A 21,114-nucleotide genomic window follows, 5' to 3' on the forward strand; every position below is an offset into this window, starting at 1 on the left:
AGGAAAAAATCAGTGCACGTGTGCGATGGCGCGCAGTTTACCCTAATTCGCACGCTGCTCCGTCGGAATGGCCGTCGTTGCGGCGGCAGGCTCGCTGACCACCGGCGGCTGCCGAGGGCGCCGCCACTGTGGCAGACCGATCAACACCACCGCGCCGATGATCACCAGCATCGCCAGCGCCTCTTCGATACCGATGGTCTCGCCGACAAACACGATCCCCAGCAACACCGCCACCGCCGGGTTCACATAGGCGTAACTGGTGGCCGCCGCCGGGCGAACGTTTTTCAACAGATACATGTAGGCGTTGAAAGCGATGATCGAACCGAAGAAGATCAGGTACGCCAGCGCCAGCCAGCCTTCCAGTGGCGGCATGGCTTGCAGGTGTTCACCGCTCGCCGCGCTGCCGATCAACAGCACCACGCCGCCCACCAGCATTTCCACGGCACTGGCCATCGCGCCCTGAGGCAGCGGCAAGTGTTTGCTCCACACCGAACCGAACGCCCAGCTCGCTGCCGCGAAAATCAGCAGCGCTGCACCCAGCGGGCTCGATTGCAGGTTGGAGCCCATGTTGAGCATCGCGATGCCGATAATCCCCATCGCCACCCCGGCCCATTCCAGGCGCGTATTACGCGCCCCCCAGAAATAACCGCAGAGCAAAGTAAACAGCGGCACCGTCGCCACCGCCAGCGCAGCAACACCCGACGCCACACCGCTGTGCTCGGCCAGGGTCACCGCGCCGTTACCGAAACTGAGCAACAGAATCCCGATGATCCCCGCCGCTTTCCACTGCGCCCAGGTCGGCGCCGGTGCCCCGCGCCAGCGCAGGAACGCGTACATCAGGCTGCCGGCAATCACGAAGCGCACGCCGCCTAGCATCAGCGGCGGCCAGTATTCGACGCCGATGCGGATCACCAGATAGGTCGATCCCCAAATCACGTACAACGCAAAAAACGCAGCGATCAAGGGCAAGGAAAAACGGCGCAAGGCAGACATGGGCAACTCGAAAGTCAGACACAGGGGATTGGTTATTCTAGAAAGGCCAACCGCTAAAAATAAGTTACAAAACCTGTTTATAGCGCCGGTACACTTTTGAAAGCACGGAGATCGACGGCCAAAACCGCGATTTCGAAAGTCTGGCATTTTCAGGAGTCCGACCTTGGACAAATACGACCGCATGCTGCTCGGCGCCCTGCTCGAAAACGGTCGCGCGTCCTACGCCGACCTCGCCCGCAAAGTGAACCTCTCCGCCCCCGCCGTCGCCGAGCGCGTGGCCAAACTTGAGGCGGCCGGAGTCATCACCGGGTATCAGGCGAACATTGACCTGTCGAAAATCGGCTTGCCGATCCAGTGCGTGATCGAATTGCGCCTCCACCAGAACGGCAGTCAAAAGGTCTACGACGAACTGGTAAAAATTCCGCAACTGACCGAGTGCTTTCGAGTGACGGGCGATCCGTGCGTGATCATGAAGGCCGCGGTGGGTTCGATGCCGGAGCTGGAGGACTTGATCAACCAGGTGGCGAAATTCGGGTTCAGCAAGACGTCGATCGTGTTGTCGAGTGCGATAGAGAAACGGGTGCCGTTGGGGCATATCGAGGGCAACGGCAAACCCTGAGGCGATAGTGATCCCTGTGGGAGCGGGCTTGCCTGAGAATCAGCGATAGCGTTGCAGGTGCTCGCCCACTTTAGCGGCCGGGACTTTCTGCAATTTGCAAAGCAAGTCATGCGATAGCTCCCGCACCCCATGCTTGTGCCGCAACTCATCCGCCAGATGCGCCAGCAGGTTGGCCGCCATCTCAGCATCCGCCATCGCCCGGTGGGCCTGGCCGGTATGCGGCAGTTGAGCAAACGAGGTGAGCGTGCCGAGCTTGTGATTCGGTGCCGCCGGCATCAGGCGACGGGCCAGCAGCAGCGAGCAGGCGAAGTTCTGCAGGCGGGTGCGTTTGATCCGGCCCAGTTCGAAGTCCCAGAACTTCTGGTCGAACGCGGCGTTGTGCGCCAGCAGCGGTGTGCAGCCGACGAATTCGTTGACTTCGTTCATCACCTGTTCGGCCGAGGGCGCGGTGCGCAGCATGGCGTTGCTGATGCCGGTGAGTTGTTCGATGAAGGCCGGGACGCGGACGCCGGCGTTCATCAGGCTCTGGTAACGCTCGACGATGCGGCCGTTTTCCAGCATGACCACGGCGATTTCCGTGGCCCGGCAACTGCTGCTCGGCGAGATGCCGGTGGTTTCAAAGTCAATGACTGCAATGCGTTCCAAACCGGGTTCAACTCCGTTCAAATCAATGCTTGAGCTTGTGCTCAGTTTTTCAACAGCAGTGCGCCTTCGATCGGCACGTAACGGCTGGCGGCGCGGATCAGCGAGTTGGCGGTCAGGCCGGGAACGCCGTAGGCCACTGCTTGCACGCCGTGTTTGTTGATGATGCGTTCGAGCAGCATGTCAAAGTCGCCATCACCGGAGGCCAGGACGATTTCGTCGACGTGGTCGGCGGCGTCCATGATGTCGAGGGTGATGCCCACGTCCCAGTCGCCCTTGGCCGAGCCGTCGCTGCGCTGGATGTAGGGTTTGAGTTTCACGGTGAAACCGAGGTTGCGCAGGATCTGCTGGAACTGCTGCTGTTTGCTGTCGCCCCGGTCGATCGCATAGGCGTAGGCCTCGACAATCTGCCCGTGCTGGCTGACATCCGCCCACAGCGCCGCGTAGTTGAAGTGGCAACCGTAGGCCTGGCGGACGGTGTAGTAGAGGTTCTGCACATCGGCGAACACTGCGATTTTTTTCACCGGAGTTCCTGTGAGCGCTGACGCGCATGAGCCGGATCAGGCACCAGGCCCGAAAAAGGCGCCCAGTATGCCAGCCCGAAGGAAGGTTCCGCGAATAATCGGCCGGTAGCGCCAGGTTATGCCTGACGAATGGTGAAAGGCGTTATCGATGTGGGAGCGAGCCTGCTCGCGATAGCGTTCGCCCAGACAACATCTGCGGCGACTGATGCACCGCCATCGCGAGCAAGCTCGCTCCCACAGGTCATGTCACGCCCTGGAAGACGGATCAGACGAAGGAGTCGTCGTCATCGAAGAACGATGAGTTGTCATCACTGTAGTCGGTGTCGCTGAAGCCACCCTGGTTGTTGCCCCAGGAATCGTTGTTGGCCATGCGCTGGTCATCGCCCCAACCGTTGTTGCCCTGATCATTGACCTGGGCCGGCTCTTCCTTGATCACCTCAACGATTTCCTGCGGCTGCTGGTTTTGGTGGAACAGGCTGCTGATGCCTTGTGCCAGCATCACGCCACCCGCCACACCGGCAGCGGTTTTCAGGGCGCCGCCGAGGAAGCTGCTGCCCGCCGCCGGGGCTGCTGGTTGCTGGCCATAACCGGGAGGTGGTGCGCCGAAGTTCTGTTGTGGCGCGGGAGCACCGAAGTTCGGCTGCGGAGCCGGTTCACGCCAGCCGCCGGTGGACGCCGGTGCGCTCTGGGCCGGGGCCGGGCGCGGGCTGCTGCCACCGAAGATGCTCGACAGGAAACCGCCGCCACTCGACGCCGGGGCTGCGCTTTGCGCCTTGGCCGATTGCAGTTCGGCCTGCAGTTGCTGGACCTGTTGAGTCAGTTGTTTGTTCTGTTCGTCGAGGCTCTTGATCGCGGCCTCCTGCACCAGAATCGCCTGGGTCATGAAATAGCCTGCGGCCGGCTGGCGCGTCAGGTGTTCCTTGATCCGCGCTTCAGCCAGGGCGTCACGCGGGGCTGCCTCCGTTTCGGCCTGTTGCAGCCGGGAAAACAGTCCATCGATCAGGGTTTGCTCTTCGCTGTTCATGGCGACCTCGTAGATTGCCGGGGATAACGTTGCCCTCCTCCACAGTGGATGAGGCGCACCTACGTAATGGAGGCAGTGACAGAATGTTTCAATGGTCTTTACCGAACGTTTACGTTTGCGCCCGGCAGCACATCATCGGTTAAAGTGAGCCACTGTTTTTGACCTGCGATACCGACTGATGAATGCCTTCGATGTGCTGCGTGACTCGCTGTATTTCTTTAAACGCAATCTGGCGCGGATCGTCCAGCTGTGCCTGCCGCTGGTGATCTTCGAAGCCGCGTTGCAACAGGTGGTCGATCACACAAGCGACCCGGACGGCTACTCGGCCATCAGCGTGATCGTCGGCCTGCTGGTTTATCCGCTTTACACCGCCGCGCTGATCCTGTTTCTCGACGCCCGCACCCGTGGCGAATCCCCGCAAACCCTCGACTTGCTGACGATGGCGGCGCGCCTGTGGCCACGCTTTGCCGTGCTCACTGCGCTGAACACCTTGCTGATTCTGCTCGGTCTGTCCCTGTATTTCCTGCCAGGCCTGTGGCTGATGGTCACCCTGGCCTTCGGTGAATACCTGCTGGTGCTGCGCGGCTACGGCCCGTTGCAGGCGATGAAGGAAAGCCTGCGCCTGAGCCGTGGGCATTTCCTGCGGATTCTGGTGTGCATCCTCTGTGTGATGGGGCCGTTGTGGCTGCTCAAGGGCCTGACCCTGCAGGTCTACCCCGATCCGCAGAATCCGTTGATCGCCATATTGATCGACAGTGGCCACAGCTTCTTGCAGCTGTTCACCAGCGTGGTGCTGTTCCGCCTGTTCATGTTGATCAGCGAATTGCCCGACAAACGTGACGGAATAGTCTGACCGCTCTGCGCTTGGGTGATGCGGGGGTCTCGTATATGCTCGGGACCACTTCCGTATCGCTATAAGCCGAGCCATGACCCGTCTACTGCGCTACATCCTGCTTACTGTTCTGCTGACCGTCGCCCTGATCGGCGTGATGATTTTCAGCCTGACCTGGCGTCCCGACGCCCGGGAGACGTTGCCGGTCAGTTGCACCGGCCAACCGCCGACGCTGGTGCCCGGCCAGGCGCTGAAGGTCATGACCTGGAACGTGCAATATCTGGCCGGCAAGCGTTACGTGTTCTGGAATGACCTGGCGCAAGGCGACGACGAAGCCCCGACTCCGGAAGACATGGCCTTCAGCCTCGACGAAGTGGCCCGGGTGATCCGCGACGAGCAGCCCGATGTGGTGCTGATCCAGGAACTGGATGACGGCGCCAAGGCCAGCGACTATCAGAACCAGCTCAAGCTGCTGCAGGAACGCCTCACCGACCTCTACCCGTGCAGCGCCCATGCCTTCGACTGGAAGGCCGACTTCGTGCCTGATCCGCATATCTTCGGCAGCGTCGGCCGGCAACTCGCGACCCTCAGCCGCTTCCGCATCGAACACGCCGAACGCCTGCAATTGCCGGTGCAACCGCTGAATATCATCAGCCGCCAGTTCCAACCGAAAAACGCCCTGCTCGCCACCACCCTGCCGTTCAGCGATGGCGGACAACTGGTGGTGTTCAACACGCATCTGGATCGCGCCATGCAGCCGGACGAAACCTTGCAGACGCAAGTGACGGCGGTGGCCAAGGTGCTCGACAAACACGAAAGCCACGGCACGCCGTGGCTGATCGGGGGCGACTTCAACCTGTTGCCGCTCGGCCAGTACCGGCGCCTGCCGGTCGAACAGCGCACGCCCTACTCCGTGGACAGTGCGCTGCATCTGTTGTGGGACAAGTACCCGATGATCCCGACCAACAATGAAGCCAGCGGCATCGACCGCGCCAAGTGGCTGACCCATTACCCCAACGACCCCGGCCTCAACGGCCCGGACCGCACGGTCGATTACCTGTTCTACAGCCCGAAGATCAAACGGGTCGAAGCCACGGTGCGTCAGGACGATACCTTGCGCATTTCCGATCATTTGCCGGTGATTGCGAAGTTCCTCCTGCCACCCAACTGATCTCAGTGAGCCTCTTCAAGATCGTCGTGCAACAGCCCGAAAATCTGCCGCTTCATGTCGATGAACGAGCGTTCCATCACCATGTCCAGGGTGCGTGGGCGTTCGATCGGCACATCGAGAATCTGCTTGATCCGCCCCGGCCGCGCGCCCATTACGTACACCCGGTCGCCGAGCAGGATCGCTTCGTCGATGTCGTGGGTGACGAACAGCACGGTTTTCTTGCTGTTGCCCCACACCCGCAGCAACAGCTGCTGCATTTGCAGGCGGGTCTGGCTGTCGAGGGCGCCGAAGGGTTCGTCCATCAGCAGGATCTGCGGATCGTTGGCCAGGGCCCGGGCAATCGCCACTCGCTGCATCATGCCGCCGGACAACTGCTTGGCGTAGTTGTCGGCAAATCCTGACAGGCCGACTTCGTGCACGTAGTGATCGACGATTTCCTTGCGCTTGGCCGCCGGCATGCCCCGGCGTTTGAGGCCGAACTCGACGTTCTGCCGCACCGTCAGCCACGGGAACAGCGTGTAGCTCTGGAACACCATCCCGCGATCCGCGCCGGGGCCCTGCACTTGCTGGCCGCCGACGTAGATCTCGCCGGACGTCGGCTCGGCCAGGCCGGCGGTGAGGTACAGCAGGCTCGACTTGCCGCAGCCCGACGGCCCGACCAGTACCGCGAATTGTTGATCCGGCACTTCGAACGACACTTCTTCCAGCGCGGTGAATGTTCCGCCGCCGGGCTTGGTGTAACGCAGGCTGACCTTGTCTACCTGCAGCCTTGGCGCGGCGTGTGCCGGTGCGGCGACCGGCTCGATGAAACGACGGTTGGCAGCGGTTACTGAGCCCATGCGGCAATCCTCAAACGCAAGAAGCGGAACAGTTGATCGGTGACCAGGCCGAGCAGGCCGATGATCGCGATGGCGAGAAAAATCACGTCGACCTGAAAACCACGCATGGCTTTGAGGCTCAAGTAACCGAGGCCACTGGAAGCGGCGACCAGTTCGGCGACCACCAGGTAGGTCCAGGCCCAGCCCATGGTCACCCGCAGGGTGTCGAGCACGCCGGGCAGCGATGCCGGGGCGATCACATGCAGCACCGCGTCACGCCGGTTGGAGCCGAGGGTGTAGGAGGCGTTGATCAAGTCCTTGGAGATGCCTTTGGACACGTCCGCGACCATCACCAGTTGCTGGAAGAACACGCCGAAAATGATCACCGAGACCCGCTGCTCCAGACCGATGCCGATCCACAGGATGAACAGCGGCACGAAGGAGGTTACCGGTAGGTAGCGGATGAAATTGACCATCGGTTCGAGGAACGCCTGGACGATGCGGAAGCTGCCCATCAGCAAGCCCAGCGGCACCGCCACCAGCGACGACACAATGAAACCGACCATCACCACTTCAACACTGGCCCAGACATGCTGGCCGAGGGTGCCGTCACGGCTCAGGCGCAGGGCGGCTTCGACCACTGCGCCGGGCGTCGGCAGGAACATCCCCGGCACGATGCCGCCGTAGGACAACCCGGCCCACAGGCCGACCAGCAACACCCAGGCCAGACCGCTGGCGCTCCATACCACCGGCACCGGCAATCCGGTCTTCGGCGTGATGCAGCGGCTCAGCCATGAATTGCGCTTGAACATGACCAGTCTCCTAGAGCGGGCTGACGAAACGGTTATCGACCAGGTCGTCGTTGCTGACGTTGTAGGGCTTGCCCTGCAATTCGCTGGCGGTTTCGTTGGCCAGTTTGATCAGCGGCTCGCTGTCACCCGGTGCGCCCGGTTTGCCCAGCAGCTTCTCGCTCATGGCCTGATCGTAGAAGCGCACGCCTTGCGCGGCAGCGGCCAGTTCCTTCGGATCGGACAGGTAACCGCCGACGCCCTTGGCCATGATTTCGTAGGCTTTCTGTGGATGGTCCTTGGTGTACTGCACGGCTTTGTAGAGACCGGCGACCAGCGCCTTCACGTCCTCGGGCTGCTTCTCGATCACCGTGCAGTTGAGCGCCACCACATCGACGATCACGCCCGGCGTACTGCTGCTGTCGATCAGCACCTTGCCTTGCTGCTTGTCGCGCACCATCGACAGATGCGGCTCCCAGGTCACGGCGGCCGGCACGCGACCGGCGATGAACGCGGTGGCGGCATCGTCGGCGGTCATGTTCTGCACGGTGATGTCGCTCATGCGCATGCCGTTCTTTTTCAGCAGGTACGAGAGCCAGAACTGCGAGGTCGACCCTTCGTTGACGGCCACGGCCTGGCCCTTGAGTTCTTGCAGGCTCTTCACGTTTTTGCCGACCAGCACGCCGTCGCCGCCATGGCTGTCATCCAGCGCGGCCACTGCCTTGAAGCAGAACTGCGGGCGGTACTTGAGCACTTCGTCGATGGTCGAGGCCGAGCCGGACAATTGCCCGGATGCCTGGGCGGCCATGTACATCGAGGCTTCCTCGACCACCGGCAATTCGACGGTCAGGCCGTTTTCCTTGAAGTAGCCCAGATCCTGGGCCAGATACAGGGTGCCGTAACCGACCCACGTGGTGTGGCCGATCGACAAGGTGCCGGCCTGGGCGGCGGTTACTGAAAGGGCGGAAATCGCCAGAGGACAAGCAAGACGGGTAAACAAGGACTTGTTCATGGAGCACTCCCAACGCTGTTGATTTAGTTGTCATGGGCAGTACGGCCAGCCGGGGTCTCGCGATTGCACGCTGCGGTCTCTGTCGGACTCTGGCGGGCAATGCCTTGGCTGGCGAAATCGATGTTGACCCAGGCCCGGCGTCAGGAAAACGAGGAAATAGTTAGACGCGAACGATGAAAAAACTGGGTAGTGCGCACCGCGAAAGGGCTCTGCAGGCGGAGGTGCACGGAGGGGGTGCAAGACAGCTAAAGCGATGTTGAATCGGCTGACGCAATCGCGGGCAAGCCCGCTCCCACAGGTTTATCGGACGTTCACAAAATTGTGATCCACCCCAATAACTGTGGGAGCGGGCTTGCCCGCGAAGGGGCCCTTGAGCTTTACGAATATCTCAGAGCCGGCCGTATTCCTGCGCCGTACGATCAACCGCTTTCAGGGTCTTGCCCACCAGCTCGTCAATCTCTTCACGGCTGGCAATCAGCGCCGGCGCCATGATCATCCGCCCAAGGGTCGAGCGAATGATCACCCCCTCTTCAAAACCGATCGTGCGGCAACGCCAGGCCATGTCGTTCTCATTGGCAAAGCGCTTGCGGGTGGCCTTGTCCTCGGCCAGCTGTAACGCCGCGACCATGCCCGTGCCCTGGATATCCCCCACCAGCGGGTGATTGCCGAACACCTCGCGCAGGCACTGTTGCAGGTACGGCCCGATGTCATCTTTGACCCGCGTCACCACGCCTTCATCACGCAGGGCCTTGAGGTTGGCAATCGCCACCGCCGCCGCCACCGGGTGTCCGGAATAGGTCAGACCGTGAGCGAACACACCGCCCTGCTCCACCAGCACGTCAGCCATTTTCTTCGACAGGATCAGGCCACCCATCGGGATGTAACCGGAGGTCAGACCCTTGGCGATGGACAGGGTGTCCGGCTCGAAACCGAAGTATTCGTGGGCGAACCATTCGCCGGTGCGACCGAAGCCGCCGATCACTTCATCGGCGCACAACAGCACGTCGTACTTGCGGCAGATGCGCTGGATTTCCGGCCAGTAGCTTTCCGGCGGGAAGATCATCCCGCCTGCGCCCTGGAACGGTTCGGCGATGAAGCCGGCGACCTTGTCGGCGCCCAGTTCGAGGATCTTCGCTTCCAGTTGCTGCGCGGCTCGCAAGCCAAATTCAGCTGGCGTCAGGTTGCCTTCGTGAGCGAAGAAGTACGGCTCGTCGATGTGCGCGATGTCGGGAATCATCCCGCCCATTTCATGCATGAACTTCATGCCGCCGAGGGCCGTCGCGGCCAGGGTCGAACCGTGATAGCCGTTCCAGCGGCCGATCATGATTTTCTTCTCGGGCTTGCCCAGCACCTGCCAGTAACGGCGCACGGTACGGATCAGCACCTCGTTGGCCTCGGAGCCGGAGTTGGTGTAGATCGCGTGGCTGTAGTGCCCCGGCAACAGGCTGAACAGCAGCTCGGAGAGCTCGATCACCTGCGGGTGGGTGGTGTGGAAAAACATGTTGTAGTACGGCAACTGCTCCAGTTGCCGGCTCGCCGCCGCGTTCAAGTCCTTGCGCCCGTAGCCGAGGTTGGTGCACCACAGCCCGGACATGCCGTCGAGGTAGCGCCGACCGTCGTTGTCCCACAAGTGCAGGCGTTCGCCGCGCACCATCACCCGTGGGCCTTCGTCGTTGAGGGCCTTCTGGTCGACGAACGCATGAATGTGGTGCGCTGCATCGGCGGCCTGGTAGTCGCGGGTTTCACGTGAGGTGGTCATCGCCGGATCTCCTTTTTTGTTGTGAGCGGCTGTCATGAGCGCAGTTGAAACCAGGTGGTTTTCAACTGGGTGTATTTGTCGAACGAGTGCAGCGACAGATCGCGGCCGAAACCGGACTGCTTGCCGCCGCCGAACGGCACGGTCACGTCCAGCGCATCGACGCTGTTGACCGACACCGTACCGGCTCGCAATTGCCGCGCCACCCGATGCGCGCGGTGCAGATCGTCAGTCCACAGCGACGCCGCCAGACCGTAGACGCTGTCGTTGGCCAGTTGCAAGGCGTGGGCCTCGTCATCGAACGGAATCACCGCCAGCACCGGGCCGAACACTTCTTCGCGAAACAGGGTCATGTGCGGCTGCACGTCGGTGAAAATCGTCGGCTGAACGAAGTTGTCCGAACCGTTGAAACTCAGTTGCCGCCCGCCGCAGACGCGGGTCGCGCCATCACGTTCGGCCTGGTTGATGAAGCGCAGAATGCTTTCGGTCTGACGGGTGTCGACAACCGCCCCCGCCGCACTTGCCGGGTCCAGCGGATCACCCGGTTGCCAGCGTTCGGCCTGAGCCTTCAGTCGCTCGACGAACTCGTCATGAATCGAGCGCTCCACCAACAATCGCGAGTTGGCCGAACAGACTTCGCCCTGATTGAAGAAAATCCCGAACGCGGCTTTCTGCGCCGCCAGATCCAGATCCTTGCAGTCGGCGAACACCAGATTGGCGCTCTTGCCACCGCACTCCAGCCACACCTGTTTGAGGTTCGATTGCGCGGAGTACTGCATGAAATATTTGCCGACCTGGGTCGAGCCGGTGAACACCAGACAATCGACATCCGGGTGCAGGCCCAAGGCTTTGCCGGTCTGCTCGCCGAGACCCGGCAGCACATTCAGCACGCCGGCCGGCAATCCGGCTTCCAGAGCCAGTTCGGCCAGACGCAATGCGGAAAACGGTGATTGCTCGGCGGGTTTGAGGATCACCGAGTTGCCCGCAGCCAGCGCCGGCGCGAGTTTCCACGCGGCCATGTCCAGCGGGAAATTCCACGGCACCACGGCGGCGACCACGCCCAGCGCTTCGCGGGTGATGGTCGCCAGCACATTCGAGGCGCTCGGCGCGACCTGATCGTAGAGTTTGTCGAGGCTTTCGGCGTACCAGCGAAACACCCCGGCGGCGCCCGGCACGTCGATGTTGTAAGCGTCCATCACCGGTTTGCCCATGTTCAGCGAATCGAGCAGCGCCAGTTCTTCGCGATTAGCCAGAATCAGATCCGCCAGCCGCAGCAGCACTTGCTTGCGCTCGGTGGGCGAACGCCCGGCCCAGGTGCCGGCCTCGAACACCTGCCGCGCATTGCGCACCGCCGCATCGACATCCTCTTCTCCGCACGCAGCGACGTTTGCCAGCAACTGGCCGGTGGCCGGGTTGATCGCGGCAAAGGTCTGCCCCGACTGCGCCGCACGCAGCTTGCCGTCGATCACGGCCTGGTACGGATAGCTCAATTCAGCGGCCTTGCGCTGCCAGTCTGCAAGTTCGAACACGGTGGATGCTCCTTGGACTTTTATTCTTTTATAAACGGCTGCAGTCGATAGTCGCTCAGGCCGGCGCGAGCCAAAACCAGTAAAAATGTCTTCGCAGACAATAAAAAAGGTAACCAGCCGGTGGCCCCCTCGCGCGCGTATGAGGCTATTGTTCAGGGACAAAAAAACCGCCGACAGAACGGAGGCCGGCGGCGTACAAATTGCTTGGATGTGAAATCCGTTCGCTTTGAGGTTCACCGTGGCCGCTTACAACCTGCGTCAGTTGAAATACTTCATCACCACCGTCGAATGCGGCAGCGTCGCCGAAGCCTCGCGCAAGCTGTACATCGCGCAACCGGCGATCTCGACGGCGATCAAGGGGCTGGAAGACAGCTTCGGTGTGCAACTGCTCATCCGCCATCACGCCCAGGGCGTGTCCCTGACACCGAGCGGCGCGCGGTTCTTCCGCAAGGCCCAGGAACTGCTGCGCATGGCCAAGGAGTTCGAACAGAACGCCCTCGCCGACAACGACGTGGTGGCCGGGCAGATCGATATCGGCTGTTTCGAAACCGTCGCGCCACTGTATTTGCCGCAGTTGATTGCAGGTTTCTCGGCGCTGTATCCCGGAGTGAAAATCCGCATCCGCGACGGCGAACAACAGGAACTGGTGCAAGGCCTGACCTCGGGCACCTTCGATCTGGCAATCCTGTACAAGCACGACCTCGACGCTACCATCGAAACCGAACCGCTGATGCCGGCCCAACGGCCTTACGCCTTGCTGCCGGCAGATCACCGCTTCGCCCAGCTCAAGCAGGTCTCGCTGCGGGACTTGTGCCTGGAGCCGATGATCCTGCTCGACGTGCAACCGAGCCGCACCTACTTCGTCAGCCTGTTCGAAGAACTCGGCCTGTCGCCGCGTATCGAGTTCAGCTCGCCGTCGATCGAAATGGTGCGCGGCATGGTCGGCCAGGGTTTCGGTTTTTCGATCCTGGTCACCCGCCCGCATTCGGAATGCACCTACGACGGCAAGAAAGTCGTGTGCGTGGACATCGTCGAAGACGTCACCGGTTCAGGCCTGGTGGCCGCGTGGCTCAAACGCGGACAACTGACCAAACCGGCGCAGTTGTTTGCCGATTATTGTCGGGAGCAGCTGACCGCGAAGGCCGGCCGATAAAAACCAAAAGATCGCAGGCTGCGATCTTTTGATGCTTTATAAACCTCAGGTTGTCTTCAGAAAGCCGACGCAAGCAACCCAAAGAACCTATTGATCGTTTTCCGTACCGAGTTGTGGGTCGATTTCAACGAAATTTCGACGCAAGTAACCTTCCATGGCGATGTCTTCAATCGCCCACTCACCATGCCCGAGGTTACCGACGAGGTCGCGGCGTTGCAGGCGCTTCAGGGCAGTCTGAACCGTCGCCGCGCTGGGCACGTGGCCACCGGGCATCTCGCTGCCAATCCATTCGCGTCCTTCGGTAGAAAAAACTGAAAGGCCCTTCACCAGTCCGATAAGTACGGTGAAATCCAGAGGTGCCATCTCCAGGATCAGGTTCTCGAAGTTGCCTTCGTCCGTCATGGTGCTCCAGGCTCGATGGTCTGCATCTCGCACACTGAGCCCCTCAGTGAGACACAGCAGGAATACGTCGCGAATGTACTTGGGCATGTATCCCCGGGCAGCAAAACGCTCGAAAGCGGCGTTTACTTCCCACTCCCGTCCGGTGATTTCACGGAACCGCTGGCCCAGATGCTGGACAAATTCCAGACCAAGATTAGGAAACTGGATCTCGTGGCTGAACTGATAGAACGGTGCTCTGGTACGACGAAACATTCGATGCAGGCCGTCCTGAGAGGACCCTGTAAACACTGCAAAGACTTCACCGTGCGCGTGCTGCAGTAGCGAACGGAGCGTAGCAGTCAAGTCTTCGAATTCTTTTCGGCTCGCCAGATGCTGGACCTCATCGATGATCAGCAGCGCCTTGCCGTTACCGAGTATCCGGAAGCGCTCGAAGAGCTCGATCAGGTTCAGTCCGCCCTCCTTCGCCAGTTCGGCCTTCAGTGTGACGCCGTCGGTACTGGCGCCGCCCTCCACCGACTGGACGAGAGAACCCGGTCGCATGAGTTTCAGCCAGTTGCGTCGCAAGAACCCTGCGCCGTGGATGGCCTCATACAACGCACCCGCGATCACCCGCTCAGGATGCGCCTTGTCAAACCACAGGTCTGCTGTTGCAACAATAAAACCGTGTGCCTTGGCAATCGGTATCAGGTCGTTGATCAGAAAGGTGGTTTTACCCTTGCGCCGAGGCGCGAATATCGTCGCGGCGTTCTGCAGGCGTGACTCGAAAGTGACCAGGATTCCTTCAGCCAGGTTGGTGCGAGGGAAGAGCAACGAGTCCTTGGTTTCCGGGGTCATTATGGGCCTTTATGTAAAAATTCATAATTTATGAATAATAAAATAATTACGCATAATTGAGAAAGATGGAAGCCTTTCCTGAATGCCTTCTGTCACGTACCTCGCGGTTTAGCCCGCGCAGTGGCTTCAGCCACCAGCGGATCATCCGGCCAATAATGCTTTGGATACCGCCCCTTCAAATCCTTCTTCACCTCGGCATAGGTGCTGCGCCAGAAGTTGGCCAGATCCTGCGTCACCTGCACCGGACGCCGTGCGGGCGACAGCAGATGCAACTTGACCACTTGCCGGCCGCCAGCGATGCGCGGTGTGTCGGCGAGGCCGAACAACTCCTGCAAGCGCACGGCGAGAATCGGTGGCTGTTCGCTGTAGTCGAGGCGAATCGACGAGCCCGACGGCACGCTCAGGTGATGCGGTGCCTGTTCATCGAGTTGCTGTGGCAGCGGCCACGGCAGCAGATTACGCACGATGCTCGACAGGTCGAGGTTGGCGAAATGGCTGAGGCGCGAGACTTTGCCCAGGTACGGCATCAGCCAGTCTTCGAGGGTTTTCAGCAACGTGGCGTCACTGACATCCGGCCATTGGCTGTCGCCCTTGGCGTCCAGATCGAGCTGGCGCAATAAGGCGACTCGCGCCTGCCACTGGCGTAGTTCCGGAGTCCACGGCAGCAGCTCCAGACCTTTGCGCCGCACCAGATTGACCAGTGCCTGACTGCGGGCGTTTTCGTCGAGACCGGTCAGCGGTTCGCGGCTGAGGATCAGTTCGCCGACCTTGCGCTGACGCTCGGCGCGCAACACGCCTTCGCGCTCGTCCCAGTCGAGTTGATCGACGTTGTGCACCTGCTCGGCCAGCACCGAATCGAACAGCGCCGGATCGAAATCCGCCGCCAGATAAATCCGCTCTTCGCGCTGGCCCTGACGGCTGCCGAGGTCGGCGATGACGATCCATGGTTCCTTCATCAGGCTGTCGGCTTCGGCGAACAACGCCGCTCGGCCATTGGCCAGACGATATTCGGCACCACCGGCACGCCGCTGCTGGGCGACGCGGTCCGGGTAGGCCAGTGCCAGCAGCGCACCGAGCCAGCGCGGGTGATCTGGATCGCTGACCGGCTCGCTCGCCTTGCCGCGAAGGTAACCACGATATTGCCGCGCCAGTTGCCGGGCACGCTGCACGCCGCCTTGAGCTCCGCGCGCCGCACGTTCTTCACCGGACAGCAGCACCAGACGACTGTGCAGATCCGCCCCGGCGCCGCGCAAAATGTCGCGCTCACCGAGTAACGCGGCGACATCGCACGCCATGGTCGCCAGCCCCAACGCCTGACCGCGCAGCAGTAAATGCGCGATACGCGGATGCGCGGGCAACTCAGCCATGGCCTGACCGTGGCGGTTAAGGCTTTCGCCCTCCAGCGCACCGAGGCGCTGCAACAAGTCTTGAGCCTGTGCATAAGCGGCCGCTGGCGGCACGTCCAGCCAGATCAGATCACTCGGCGCCACGCCCCAGCGCCCGAGTTGCAAGGCAAGGCCGGCGAGATCCGCCGACAGAATTTCCGCACTGCCATAAGTCGCGAGTTGTTCGTGCTGATCCTGCGACCACAGGCGATAACACACGCCCGGTTCGAGACGCCCGGCCCGGCCTGCACGCTGGGTCGCACTGGCTTTGGAGATCCGTTGAGTGTCGAGGCGGGTCATGCCGCTGCCCGGGTCGAAACGCGGCACCCGCGCCAGCCCGGCATCGATCACCACGCGCACGCCGTTGATGGTCAGGCTGGTCTCGGCGATGTTGGTGGCCAGCACCACTTTGCGCTGGCCCGCCGGGGCCGGATCGATGGCGGCACGTTGGGCATTCAGGTCGAGTTCGCCGTGCAACGGGCAGAGCAACACGTCGCTGCGCTCACCGATGGCATCCGACAGTTGCTGATGGACACGGCGGATTTCCGCTTGCCCCGGCAGGAACACCAACAGGCTGCCGGTTTCATCGTGCAGGGCTTCGAGCACCGTTTGCGTGACGCGCTGATCGATGTATTCGCCGGGCTGGAACGGCCGGCCCCAGCGCATCGTCACCGGGAACATCCGGCCTTCGCTGCGCAGGATCGGTGCATCGTCGAGCAAACCGGCCAGACGTTCGCCTTCGAGGGTGGCGGACATCAGCAGAATCTTCAGCGGTTGTTCAGCTCGAAACAGTTCGCGACCGTTCAGACTGAGGGCCAGCGCCAGATCGGCGTCGAGGCTGCGTTCGTGAAATTCGTCGAAGATCAGCAGGCCCACGCCTTCCAGCGCCGGGTCGTCCTGCAAACGCCGGGTGAGAATGCCTTCGGTGACCACTTCGATGCGTGTATTGGGGCCGACCTTGCTGTCGAGGCGAATGCGATAACCGACGGTTTCACCGACCTTCTCGCCCAGCTCGCTGGCCAGCCGTTCCGCTGCTGCGCGCGCCGCCAGCCGACGGGGCTCGAGCATGAGAATGGTCTGCCCGTTCAGCCACGCTTCATTGAGCAAGGCCAAGGGCACGCGGGTGGTTTTACCGGCGCCGGGCGGTGCTTCGAGCACGGCTTCGTGGCGTGTCGCGAGGGCTTCACGCAGGGCGGGTAAAACGTCATCGATCGGCAAAGAAATCATGCTGGCTCCAAAACAGAGCGGCGAGTATAACGGCGAACTGCCAGGCGTTCGTCAGGGTCTTAACTTCACACGATGACGCTTCGTTAACAGATGACTCAGGAGATTCCCATGCGCTTACCTTTTCGCCTGATCGGCGGTGTACTGGTTGCCACCCTGCTTACTCAGATCACCGCGTGCGGTTCGATTTTCTACCCCGACCGGCGCGGCCAGATCGACGGCAAGATCGACCCGGCGATTGCCGTGCTCGATGCCGTGGGCCTGCTGTTCTATATCCTTCCCGGCGTGATCGCGTTTGCCGTGGACTTCACCACCGGCGCGATCTATTTCGAACCGGGCCGCACGGCGCAGGTCGATCCGGCCAAGCTCAAGCAAGCCGTCGGCCCGGACGGTCAGGTCGATAACCTCAAGTTGCAGGCTATTCTCGAAACAGAACTGGGCCGCAACCTGCCGCTGGATGACCCGCGCCTGATCCAGCACAAGGGCAGCACCCAGCAACTGGCGATGTTCGGCCTGCAACCTGCCGCATAAGGAATCAACGCACCCATGACCACAAGCCCCGAACACGCCCGCCTGCTGCGGCTGGCGACCCGCGCCTCGGTGGCGGTGGCCTGTACGCTGATCATCGCCAAAGCCATCGCCTGGTGGCTGAGCGGTTCGGTGAGCATGCTCGCCGGCCTCACCGACTCGGCCCTCGATGGCGTCACTTCGTTGCTCAATCTGCTGGCGGTGCACTACGCGCTGCGCCCGGCGGATGACGATCACCGCTATGGCCATGGCAAGGCCGAATCCCTGGCGGGCATGGCGCAGGCGCTGTTCATTGGTGGCAGTGCGGTGCTGATTGCGTTTCAGGCTTATGAGCGCATCCAGCAACCGGAACCGCTCGGCGCGCCCTGGATCAGCATCGGCGTGATCGTGTTTTCGCTGGTACTGACGGCGGCGCTGCTGATGCTGCAGCATCGGGTGATCAAGCAGACCGGTTCCAACGCCGTGCGCGCGGACTCGCTGCATTACCGTTCGGACATGCTGCTCAACGGCAGCATCCTGATCGCCCTGATCCTGGCGGGTCTGGGCTTTCATCAACTGGATGCGTGGTTCGGTCTGGGGATTGCCGTGTACATCCTCTGGAGCGCGATCCAGATCGCCCGGGAAAGTTTTTCGGTGTTGATGGATGAAGAGCTGCCGGTGGATGTCAGTCAGCACATGCTCGAACTGGCGTGCGGCGTGCCGGGTGTGCTGGGCGCCCATGATCTGCGTACGCGGATTTCCGGCAATCACTGGTTCGTGCAGTTGCACCTGGAACTGCCGGGGGAGCTGACGCTGTCAGTCGCCCACGGCATCAGCGATCAGGCCGCCGATGCGATCCACGCTGCCTACCCGCGGGCCGAAGTGCTGGTGCACGCCGACCCGCAGGAAGTGGTGAAAGCCGCCCGGGCTCAGTAGTTGACCTGATAACCGCGGCTGCTCAGGCAATTGCCTTGGGCCTGGCGGTAGGCCTGCACCACTTCAGGTGCGGGCTGGTAGGTCGCGGTACGCGGATCGAAACCGCTTTGCTGTACCGCGTATTGGTAGCACTGGTAGCCGTCCTGCTGGACCTGCTCCGGCGACTGGCCGTTGGCCGGATACGCTTCCACGTCATAACCGTTGTTTGTCGGTTGCGGAGGCTGCTGCACCGGCGGCTCGACCACTACGTAATCCTGGGTCGCTTCCTGATAGGCGTAGTACGAGCCTGCCGCCAGGAACAACAGCGAGCCGCCGATCCACACTTCACGGGCGTAATCCGGCAGGTACTGGATGCGGATCCCCCGTGGCGGCTGAACCACGACATATCGCGGACCTTGCGGGCGATACCAGTAGCCGCCAGAGAAGAAATAATCCTGGCCACGATACGGCACGCGGAAGTCACGATCCGGGAAGCGGTCGATCACATGGCCTGGCCGGTATTGCGGCCCGGGGCCCCAACCGTTGCCATGCCCGTCGGGGCGACCCGGCCAGCGACGGTCATCGGGGCGATTGCCGGTCTGCCAGTTCTGGTGGTAGCCATTCTGCGGGCGCTCGTCGCGGTAGTAGCCCTGACGCGGTTCCTGGGTCTGGCGCACGGTATCGGGCCGTGGCTGGATCGGCAGATTGTTGACCGGTGGCGGCGGCTGATGAACCGGCGCAGGTTGAACCGGTGGGCGATTCTGGTTCTGCCACTGCCCATTGTTGTGCTGCTGGCCGTTGTGCTCGAACTGGCGGCTGTTGTCGCCGCGAATGATTTCGTTGTTCTGCGGCCGCGGCTGATTCTGCTGCGGCTGATTTTGCGGACGTGGCTGGTTGTTGCCTTCACGGCCTTCGTTGTGGCCCTGATGCTCCCGCTCGCGACCGCCACCCTCGGGGCCGCGATTCTGCGGCTCATCGGCCAGTACCTGCGCACAGACACTTACACACAGCAAACCTACACTGGCCAGACGCCAGATACGCGACTTCATGAAATTCCTCACTGCGGGCCGGACCCTGTAATTAAGTAGGGCTTGTAGCTAAGACCGGGAAGGGGCACACCGGGTTCTGCAACAGGTTATCAGTCACGCCATTTATTTATTGAGCGAACGAGGTCAAATCGCGGGCAAGAAAAAAGGGAGACCCGTCGGCCTCCCTTCTAGAGAACTTCGTCCTGGCTCGACGCTTTTGACGTCGGCTCACCTCACGCCGTCTTCTGGACAGTGTGCAGCTCGGGGGCCGGCACGTCCCCGGTGGGGGCGGCGGCCGCGGCGGGCCTGATTGGGCGGGCCGCAGTGGACTGTGTTACCGAGCAGTGATTCTGGTGATAAGGATAGGCCCGAGGCCGCGACAGATGATTGCGAAGATTGCTCAATTAAACACCACTTGCGCAATTTTTAACCCTGGATAGATAATCCGCCGCAATAGTTAGGACAAAGGACCGATTGATGAGCAAACTCGACCGTTACGACCTGAGCATTTTGGCGGAATTGCAGCGCGACGCCCGCATCTCCAACCAGGAACTGGCCGAGCGCATCGGTCTGTCGCCCTCCCCGTGCTCGCGCCGGGTCAAGCAACTGGAGGACGACGGCTACATCTCGCGCCAGGTGGCCCTGCTGGATCGCAAGATGCTCGGCCTGAGCCTGACCGCTTACGTACTGATCGGCATGGACCGGCACACGCCGGAGCGTTTCGAGAACTTCGAAGCGGCGATTCGCACCTTGCCGCAGGTGCTTGAATGCAGCCTGGTGACCGGGGTGGATGCCGACTATCAACTGAAGGTCGTGGTGCCGGACATGGATCACTATCAGAAGCTGCTGCTGGGGCACCTGACCCGGATTGAAGGCGTGACCAGCGTTCGGTCGAGCTTTGTGCTGAATCAGGTGCTCAACAGCACCGAGCTGCCGCTGACTCATCTGCGTAGCTGAAATCGACGAATGACTGCGGCACACCGACGCAGGTCAATGCTGCGTCGTTCGCCGCTGGCGTATACTCCCGGCCGCCCTTTCAGCCGCACAGCGCCGGAGATGCCCGATGGATCCAGCAGTATTTGAAGAGTGGATGATGACCGGCCTGGTCAGCATCCTGATCATTTTCATGGGTTTCATCGTCTGGGATCTGGCGAAGAAGTCCAAGGCCGGGCGCTTCGGCTCGTTCATTCTGTTCTTCGTGCTGGGCCTGGGCGTGGCCGCGTTCATCATCAAGAGTGTGGTGATCGGCCTGATCGAGTCCGGCGCCTTATAAGCGCGCCGGCACTTCTTTCCACTGGCCCTGATCGAGCCCTTCGATCGTCCAGTCACCAATCCTGACCCGCACCAGCCGCAACGTCGGCAACCCTACCGCCGCCGTCATTCGCCGCACCTGGCGGTTGCGCCCTTCGCGAATCACCAGTTCCAGCCAGGTTGTCGGAATGGTTGCGCGAAAGCGTACCGGTGGATTGCGCGGCCACAGTTCAGGCTCATCCAGTTGCCGCGCTTCGGCGGGCAAGGTCCTGCCGTCATTCAGCTCGACACCGTCACGCAGGCGCTGCAACTGCTCGGCCGTCGGCACGCCTTCGACCTGCACCCAATAGGTTTTCGCCAGCTTGTGCTTGGGGTCGGCGATCCGCGCCTGCAACTGGCCGTCGTTGGTCAGCAAGAGCAAGCCTTCGCTGTCACGATCCAACCGCCCGGCCGGGTAGATGCCCGGAACGTCGATGTAATCCTTGAGCGTCGCCCGCCCTTCGCCGTCGCTGAATTGCGTCAGCACATCGAACGGTTTGTTGAAGAGAATCAGCTTCGGCTCGGCCGGCGGTGCCTTGGCGACACGACGCGGGGCTGAAGAGGACGGCTTCGCGCCGAGGCGGCGGGAAGGTGGACGCTGGGGACGGGACATGGGCAAAAAAACATCTAACGGTCGGGGCTGCTAATGCTAGTGCCCCGACCGCCAA

Annotated in this window: 21 protein-coding genes; 8 read left to right on the forward strand and 13 right to left on the reverse strand. The window is 61.7% G+C overall.

The features are described from left to right. Positions 1–42: 42 nt before the first annotated feature. Entirely contained in the window at positions 43–993 is a 951-nt protein-coding gene (yedA, locus tag DLD99_RS25040; RefSeq protein WP_114885691.1) for a drug/metabolite exporter YedA, read from the reverse strand. A 163-nt stretch (positions 994–1,156) separates the two neighbouring features. Here yedA and DLD99_RS25045 point away from each other — a divergent pair, with 163 nt between their 5' ends. Continuing rightward, positions 1,157–1,612: an Lrp/AsnC family transcriptional regulator gene (locus DLD99_RS25045; RefSeq protein ID WP_114885693.1), complete on the forward strand. Its 456-nt coding sequence runs from the start codon at positions 1,157–1,159 to the stop codon at positions 1,610–1,612. A gap of 39 nt (positions 1,613–1,651) precedes the next feature. Here DLD99_RS25045 and DLD99_RS25050 read toward each other — a convergent pair whose 3' ends face one another. From DLD99_RS25050 to DLD99_RS25065, 3 genes are all read right to left on the reverse strand, one after another. Further along, on the reverse strand, positions 1,652–2,257 hold the full coding sequence (locus tag DLD99_RS25050) for a 3'-5' exonuclease (protein WP_114885695.1): 606 nt from the start codon (positions 2,255–2,257) through the stop codon (positions 1,652–1,654). Between the two features lie 41 nt (positions 2,258–2,298). Next, positions 2,299–2,778, reverse strand: coding sequence for an NYN domain-containing protein (locus DLD99_RS25055; RefSeq protein ID WP_007958730.1), 480 nt, complete (start codon positions 2,776–2,778; stop codon positions 2,299–2,301). Positions 2,779–3,043: 265 nt separating this feature from the next. Next, positions 3,044–3,802 (reverse strand): DUF2076 domain-containing protein, encoded by a 759-nt coding sequence (locus tag DLD99_RS25065; RefSeq protein WP_114885699.1) that lies wholly within the window; start codon positions 3,800–3,802, stop codon positions 3,044–3,046. A gap of 178 nt (positions 3,803–3,980) precedes the next feature. On the opposite strand from DLD99_RS25065, the gene DLD99_RS25070 reads away from it, so the two are divergent. Continuing rightward, a complete protein-coding gene (locus DLD99_RS25070; RefSeq protein WP_114885701.1) occupies positions 3,981–4,655 on the forward strand; it encodes a YciC family protein in 675 nt (224 codons plus the stop codon). A 73-nt stretch (positions 4,656–4,728) separates the two neighbouring features. Then, complete coding sequence (locus DLD99_RS25075; protein ID WP_114885703.1) at positions 4,729–5,805, forward strand: endonuclease/exonuclease/phosphatase family protein; 1,077 nt, start codon at positions 4,729–4,731, stop codon at positions 5,803–5,805. A 2-nt stretch (positions 5,806–5,807) separates the two neighbouring features. On the opposite strand, the gene DLD99_RS25080 is transcribed toward DLD99_RS25075, so the two are convergent. The 5 genes from DLD99_RS25080 to DLD99_RS25100 form a co-directional block, all read right to left on the reverse strand. Beyond that, complete coding sequence (locus tag DLD99_RS25080; RefSeq protein ID WP_114885705.1) at positions 5,808–6,644, reverse strand: ABC transporter ATP-binding protein; 837 nt, start codon at positions 6,642–6,644, stop codon at positions 5,808–5,810. Beyond that, the gene (locus DLD99_RS25085) at positions 6,632–7,435 is read right to left on the reverse strand and encodes an ABC transporter permease (protein WP_065259616.1); all 804 of its coding nucleotides are present in this window, start codon (positions 7,433–7,435) and stop codon (positions 6,632–6,634) included. Before DLD99_RS25085 ends, DLD99_RS25080 begins: the two co-directional genes overlap by 13 nt. 10 nt (positions 7,436–7,445) lie before the next feature. After that, positions 7,446–8,423, reverse strand: coding sequence for an ABC transporter substrate-binding protein (locus tag DLD99_RS25090; protein ID WP_085712255.1), 978 nt, complete (start codon positions 8,421–8,423; stop codon positions 7,446–7,448). A gap of 388 nt (positions 8,424–8,811) precedes the next feature. Beyond that, positions 8,812–10,182: an aspartate aminotransferase family protein gene (locus DLD99_RS25095; RefSeq protein ID WP_114885707.1), complete on the reverse strand. Its 1,371-nt coding sequence runs from the start codon at positions 10,180–10,182 to the stop codon at positions 8,812–8,814. 32 nt (positions 10,183–10,214) lie between these two features. Continuing rightward, positions 10,215–11,708, reverse strand: a complete 1,494-nt coding sequence (locus DLD99_RS25100) for an aldehyde dehydrogenase (RefSeq protein ID WP_114885709.1) — start codon at positions 11,706–11,708, stop codon at positions 10,215–10,217. Between the two features lie 238 nt (positions 11,709–11,946). On the opposite strand from DLD99_RS25100, the gene DLD99_RS25105 reads away from it, so the two are divergent. Continuing rightward, entirely contained in the window at positions 11,947–12,861 is a 915-nt protein-coding gene (locus DLD99_RS25105; protein ID WP_085697589.1) for a LysR family transcriptional regulator, read from the forward strand. An 87-nt stretch (positions 12,862–12,948) separates the two neighbouring features. On the opposite strand, the gene DLD99_RS25110 is transcribed toward DLD99_RS25105, so the two are convergent. Both DLD99_RS25110 and hrpB read right to left on the reverse strand, forming a co-directional pair. Then, the gene (locus DLD99_RS25110) at positions 12,949–14,097 is read right to left on the reverse strand and encodes an ATP-binding protein (RefSeq protein WP_114885710.1); all 1,149 of its coding nucleotides are present in this window, start codon (positions 14,095–14,097) and stop codon (positions 12,949–12,951) included. Positions 14,098–14,189: 92 nt separating this feature from the next. After that, complete coding sequence (gene hrpB / locus DLD99_RS25115) at positions 14,190–16,709, reverse strand: ATP-dependent helicase HrpB (RefSeq protein ID WP_114885712.1); 2,520 nt, start codon at positions 16,707–16,709, stop codon at positions 14,190–14,192. 108 nt (positions 16,710–16,817) lie between these two features. Here hrpB and DLD99_RS25120 point away from each other — a divergent pair, with 108 nt between their 5' ends. After that, entirely contained in the window at positions 16,818–17,237 is a 420-nt protein-coding gene (locus DLD99_RS25120) for a polyribonucleotide nucleotidyltransferase (RefSeq protein ID WP_114885714.1), read from the forward strand. A gap of 15 nt (positions 17,238–17,252) precedes the next feature. Next, positions 17,253–18,149: a cation diffusion facilitator family transporter gene (locus tag DLD99_RS25125; protein WP_114885716.1), complete on the forward strand. Its 897-nt coding sequence runs from the start codon at positions 17,253–17,255 to the stop codon at positions 18,147–18,149. Here the strand turns inward: DLD99_RS25125 and DLD99_RS25130 are convergent. After that, a complete protein-coding gene (locus DLD99_RS25130) occupies positions 18,143–19,177 on the reverse strand; it encodes a DUF6515 family protein (RefSeq protein WP_114885718.1) in 1,035 nt (344 codons plus the stop codon). The two genes, DLD99_RS25125 and DLD99_RS25130, sit on opposite strands and share 7 nt — an antisense overlap. A gap of 456 nt (positions 19,178–19,633) precedes the next feature. Between DLD99_RS25130 and DLD99_RS25135 the strand changes: the two genes are divergently transcribed. Further along, positions 19,634–20,113 (forward strand): Lrp/AsnC family transcriptional regulator, encoded by a 480-nt coding sequence (locus DLD99_RS25135; RefSeq protein WP_007909658.1) that lies wholly within the window; start codon positions 19,634–19,636, stop codon positions 20,111–20,113. 106 nt (positions 20,114–20,219) lie between these two features. Further along, the gene (locus DLD99_RS25140; protein WP_003228500.1) at positions 20,220–20,429 is read left to right on the forward strand and encodes a DUF2788 domain-containing protein; all 210 of its coding nucleotides are present in this window, start codon (positions 20,220–20,222) and stop codon (positions 20,427–20,429) included. Here DLD99_RS25140 and DLD99_RS25145 read toward each other — a convergent pair. Then, positions 20,424–21,059, reverse strand: a complete 636-nt coding sequence (locus DLD99_RS25145; protein ID WP_114885720.1) for a pseudouridine synthase — start codon at positions 21,057–21,059, stop codon at positions 20,424–20,426. The genes DLD99_RS25140 and DLD99_RS25145 overlap by 6 nt on opposite strands. Between the last annotated feature and the right edge of the window lie 55 nt (positions 21,060–21,114).

Source organism: Pseudomonas kribbensis (assembly GCF_003352185.1).
In the GTDB taxonomy this organism is placed as follows: domain Bacteria; phylum Pseudomonadota; class Gammaproteobacteria; order Pseudomonadales; family Pseudomonadaceae; genus Aquipseudomonas; species Aquipseudomonas kribbensis.

What these genes read in the sequence shown, in the direction of transcription:
- yedA (WP_114885691.1), bottom strand. Translation starts at nt 993, where the DNA reads ATGTCTGCCTTGCGCCGTTTTTCCTTGCCCTTGATCGCTGCGTTTTTT.
- DLD99_RS25065 (WP_114885699.1), bottom strand. Translation starts at nt 3,802, where the DNA reads ATGAACAGCGAAGAGCAAACCCTGATCGATGGACTGTTTTCCCGGCTG.
- DLD99_RS25070 (WP_114885701.1), top strand. Translation starts at nt 3,981, where the DNA reads ATGAATGCCTTCGATGTGCTGCGTGACTCGCTGTATTTCTTTAAACGC.
- DLD99_RS25075 (WP_114885703.1), top strand. Translation starts at nt 4,729, where the DNA reads ATGACCCGTCTACTGCGCTACATCCTGCTTACTGTTCTGCTGACCGTC.
- DLD99_RS25080 (WP_114885705.1), bottom strand. Translation starts at nt 6,644, where the DNA reads ATGGGCTCAGTAACCGCTGCCAACCGTCGTTTCATCGAGCCGGTCGCC.
- DLD99_RS25085 (WP_065259616.1), bottom strand. Translation starts at nt 7,435, where the DNA reads ATGTTCAAGCGCAATTCATGGCTGAGCCGCTGCATCACGCCGAAGACC.
- DLD99_RS25090 (WP_085712255.1), bottom strand. Translation starts at nt 8,423, where the DNA reads ATGAACAAGTCCTTGTTTACCCGTCTTGCTTGTCCTCTGGCGATTTCC.
- DLD99_RS25095 (WP_114885707.1), bottom strand. Translation starts at nt 10,182, where the DNA reads ATGACCACCTCACGTGAAACCCGCGACTACCAGGCCGCCGATGCAGCG.
- DLD99_RS25110 (WP_114885710.1), bottom strand. Translation starts at nt 14,097, where the DNA reads ATGACCCCGGAAACCAAGGACTCGTTGCTCTTCCCTCGCACCAACCTG.
- hrpB (WP_114885712.1), bottom strand. Translation starts at nt 16,709, where the DNA reads ATGATTTCTTTGCCGATCGATGACGTTTTACCCGCCCTGCGTGAAGCC.
- DLD99_RS25120 (WP_114885714.1), top strand. Translation starts at nt 16,818, where the DNA reads ATGCGCTTACCTTTTCGCCTGATCGGCGGTGTACTGGTTGCCACCCTG.
- DLD99_RS25125 (WP_114885716.1), top strand. Translation starts at nt 17,253, where the DNA reads ATGACCACAAGCCCCGAACACGCCCGCCTGCTGCGGCTGGCGACCCGC.
- DLD99_RS25130 (WP_114885718.1), bottom strand. Translation starts at nt 19,177, where the DNA reads ATGAAGTCGCGTATCTGGCGTCTGGCCAGTGTAGGTTTGCTGTGTGTA.
- DLD99_RS25135 (WP_007909658.1), top strand. Translation starts at nt 19,634, where the DNA reads ATGAGCAAACTCGACCGTTACGACCTGAGCATTTTGGCGGAATTGCAG.
- DLD99_RS25140 (WP_003228500.1), top strand. Translation starts at nt 20,220, where the DNA reads ATGGATCCAGCAGTATTTGAAGAGTGGATGATGACCGGCCTGGTCAGC.
- DLD99_RS25145 (WP_114885720.1), bottom strand. Translation starts at nt 21,059, where the DNA reads ATGTCCCGTCCCCAGCGTCCACCTTCCCGCCGCCTCGGCGCGAAGCCG.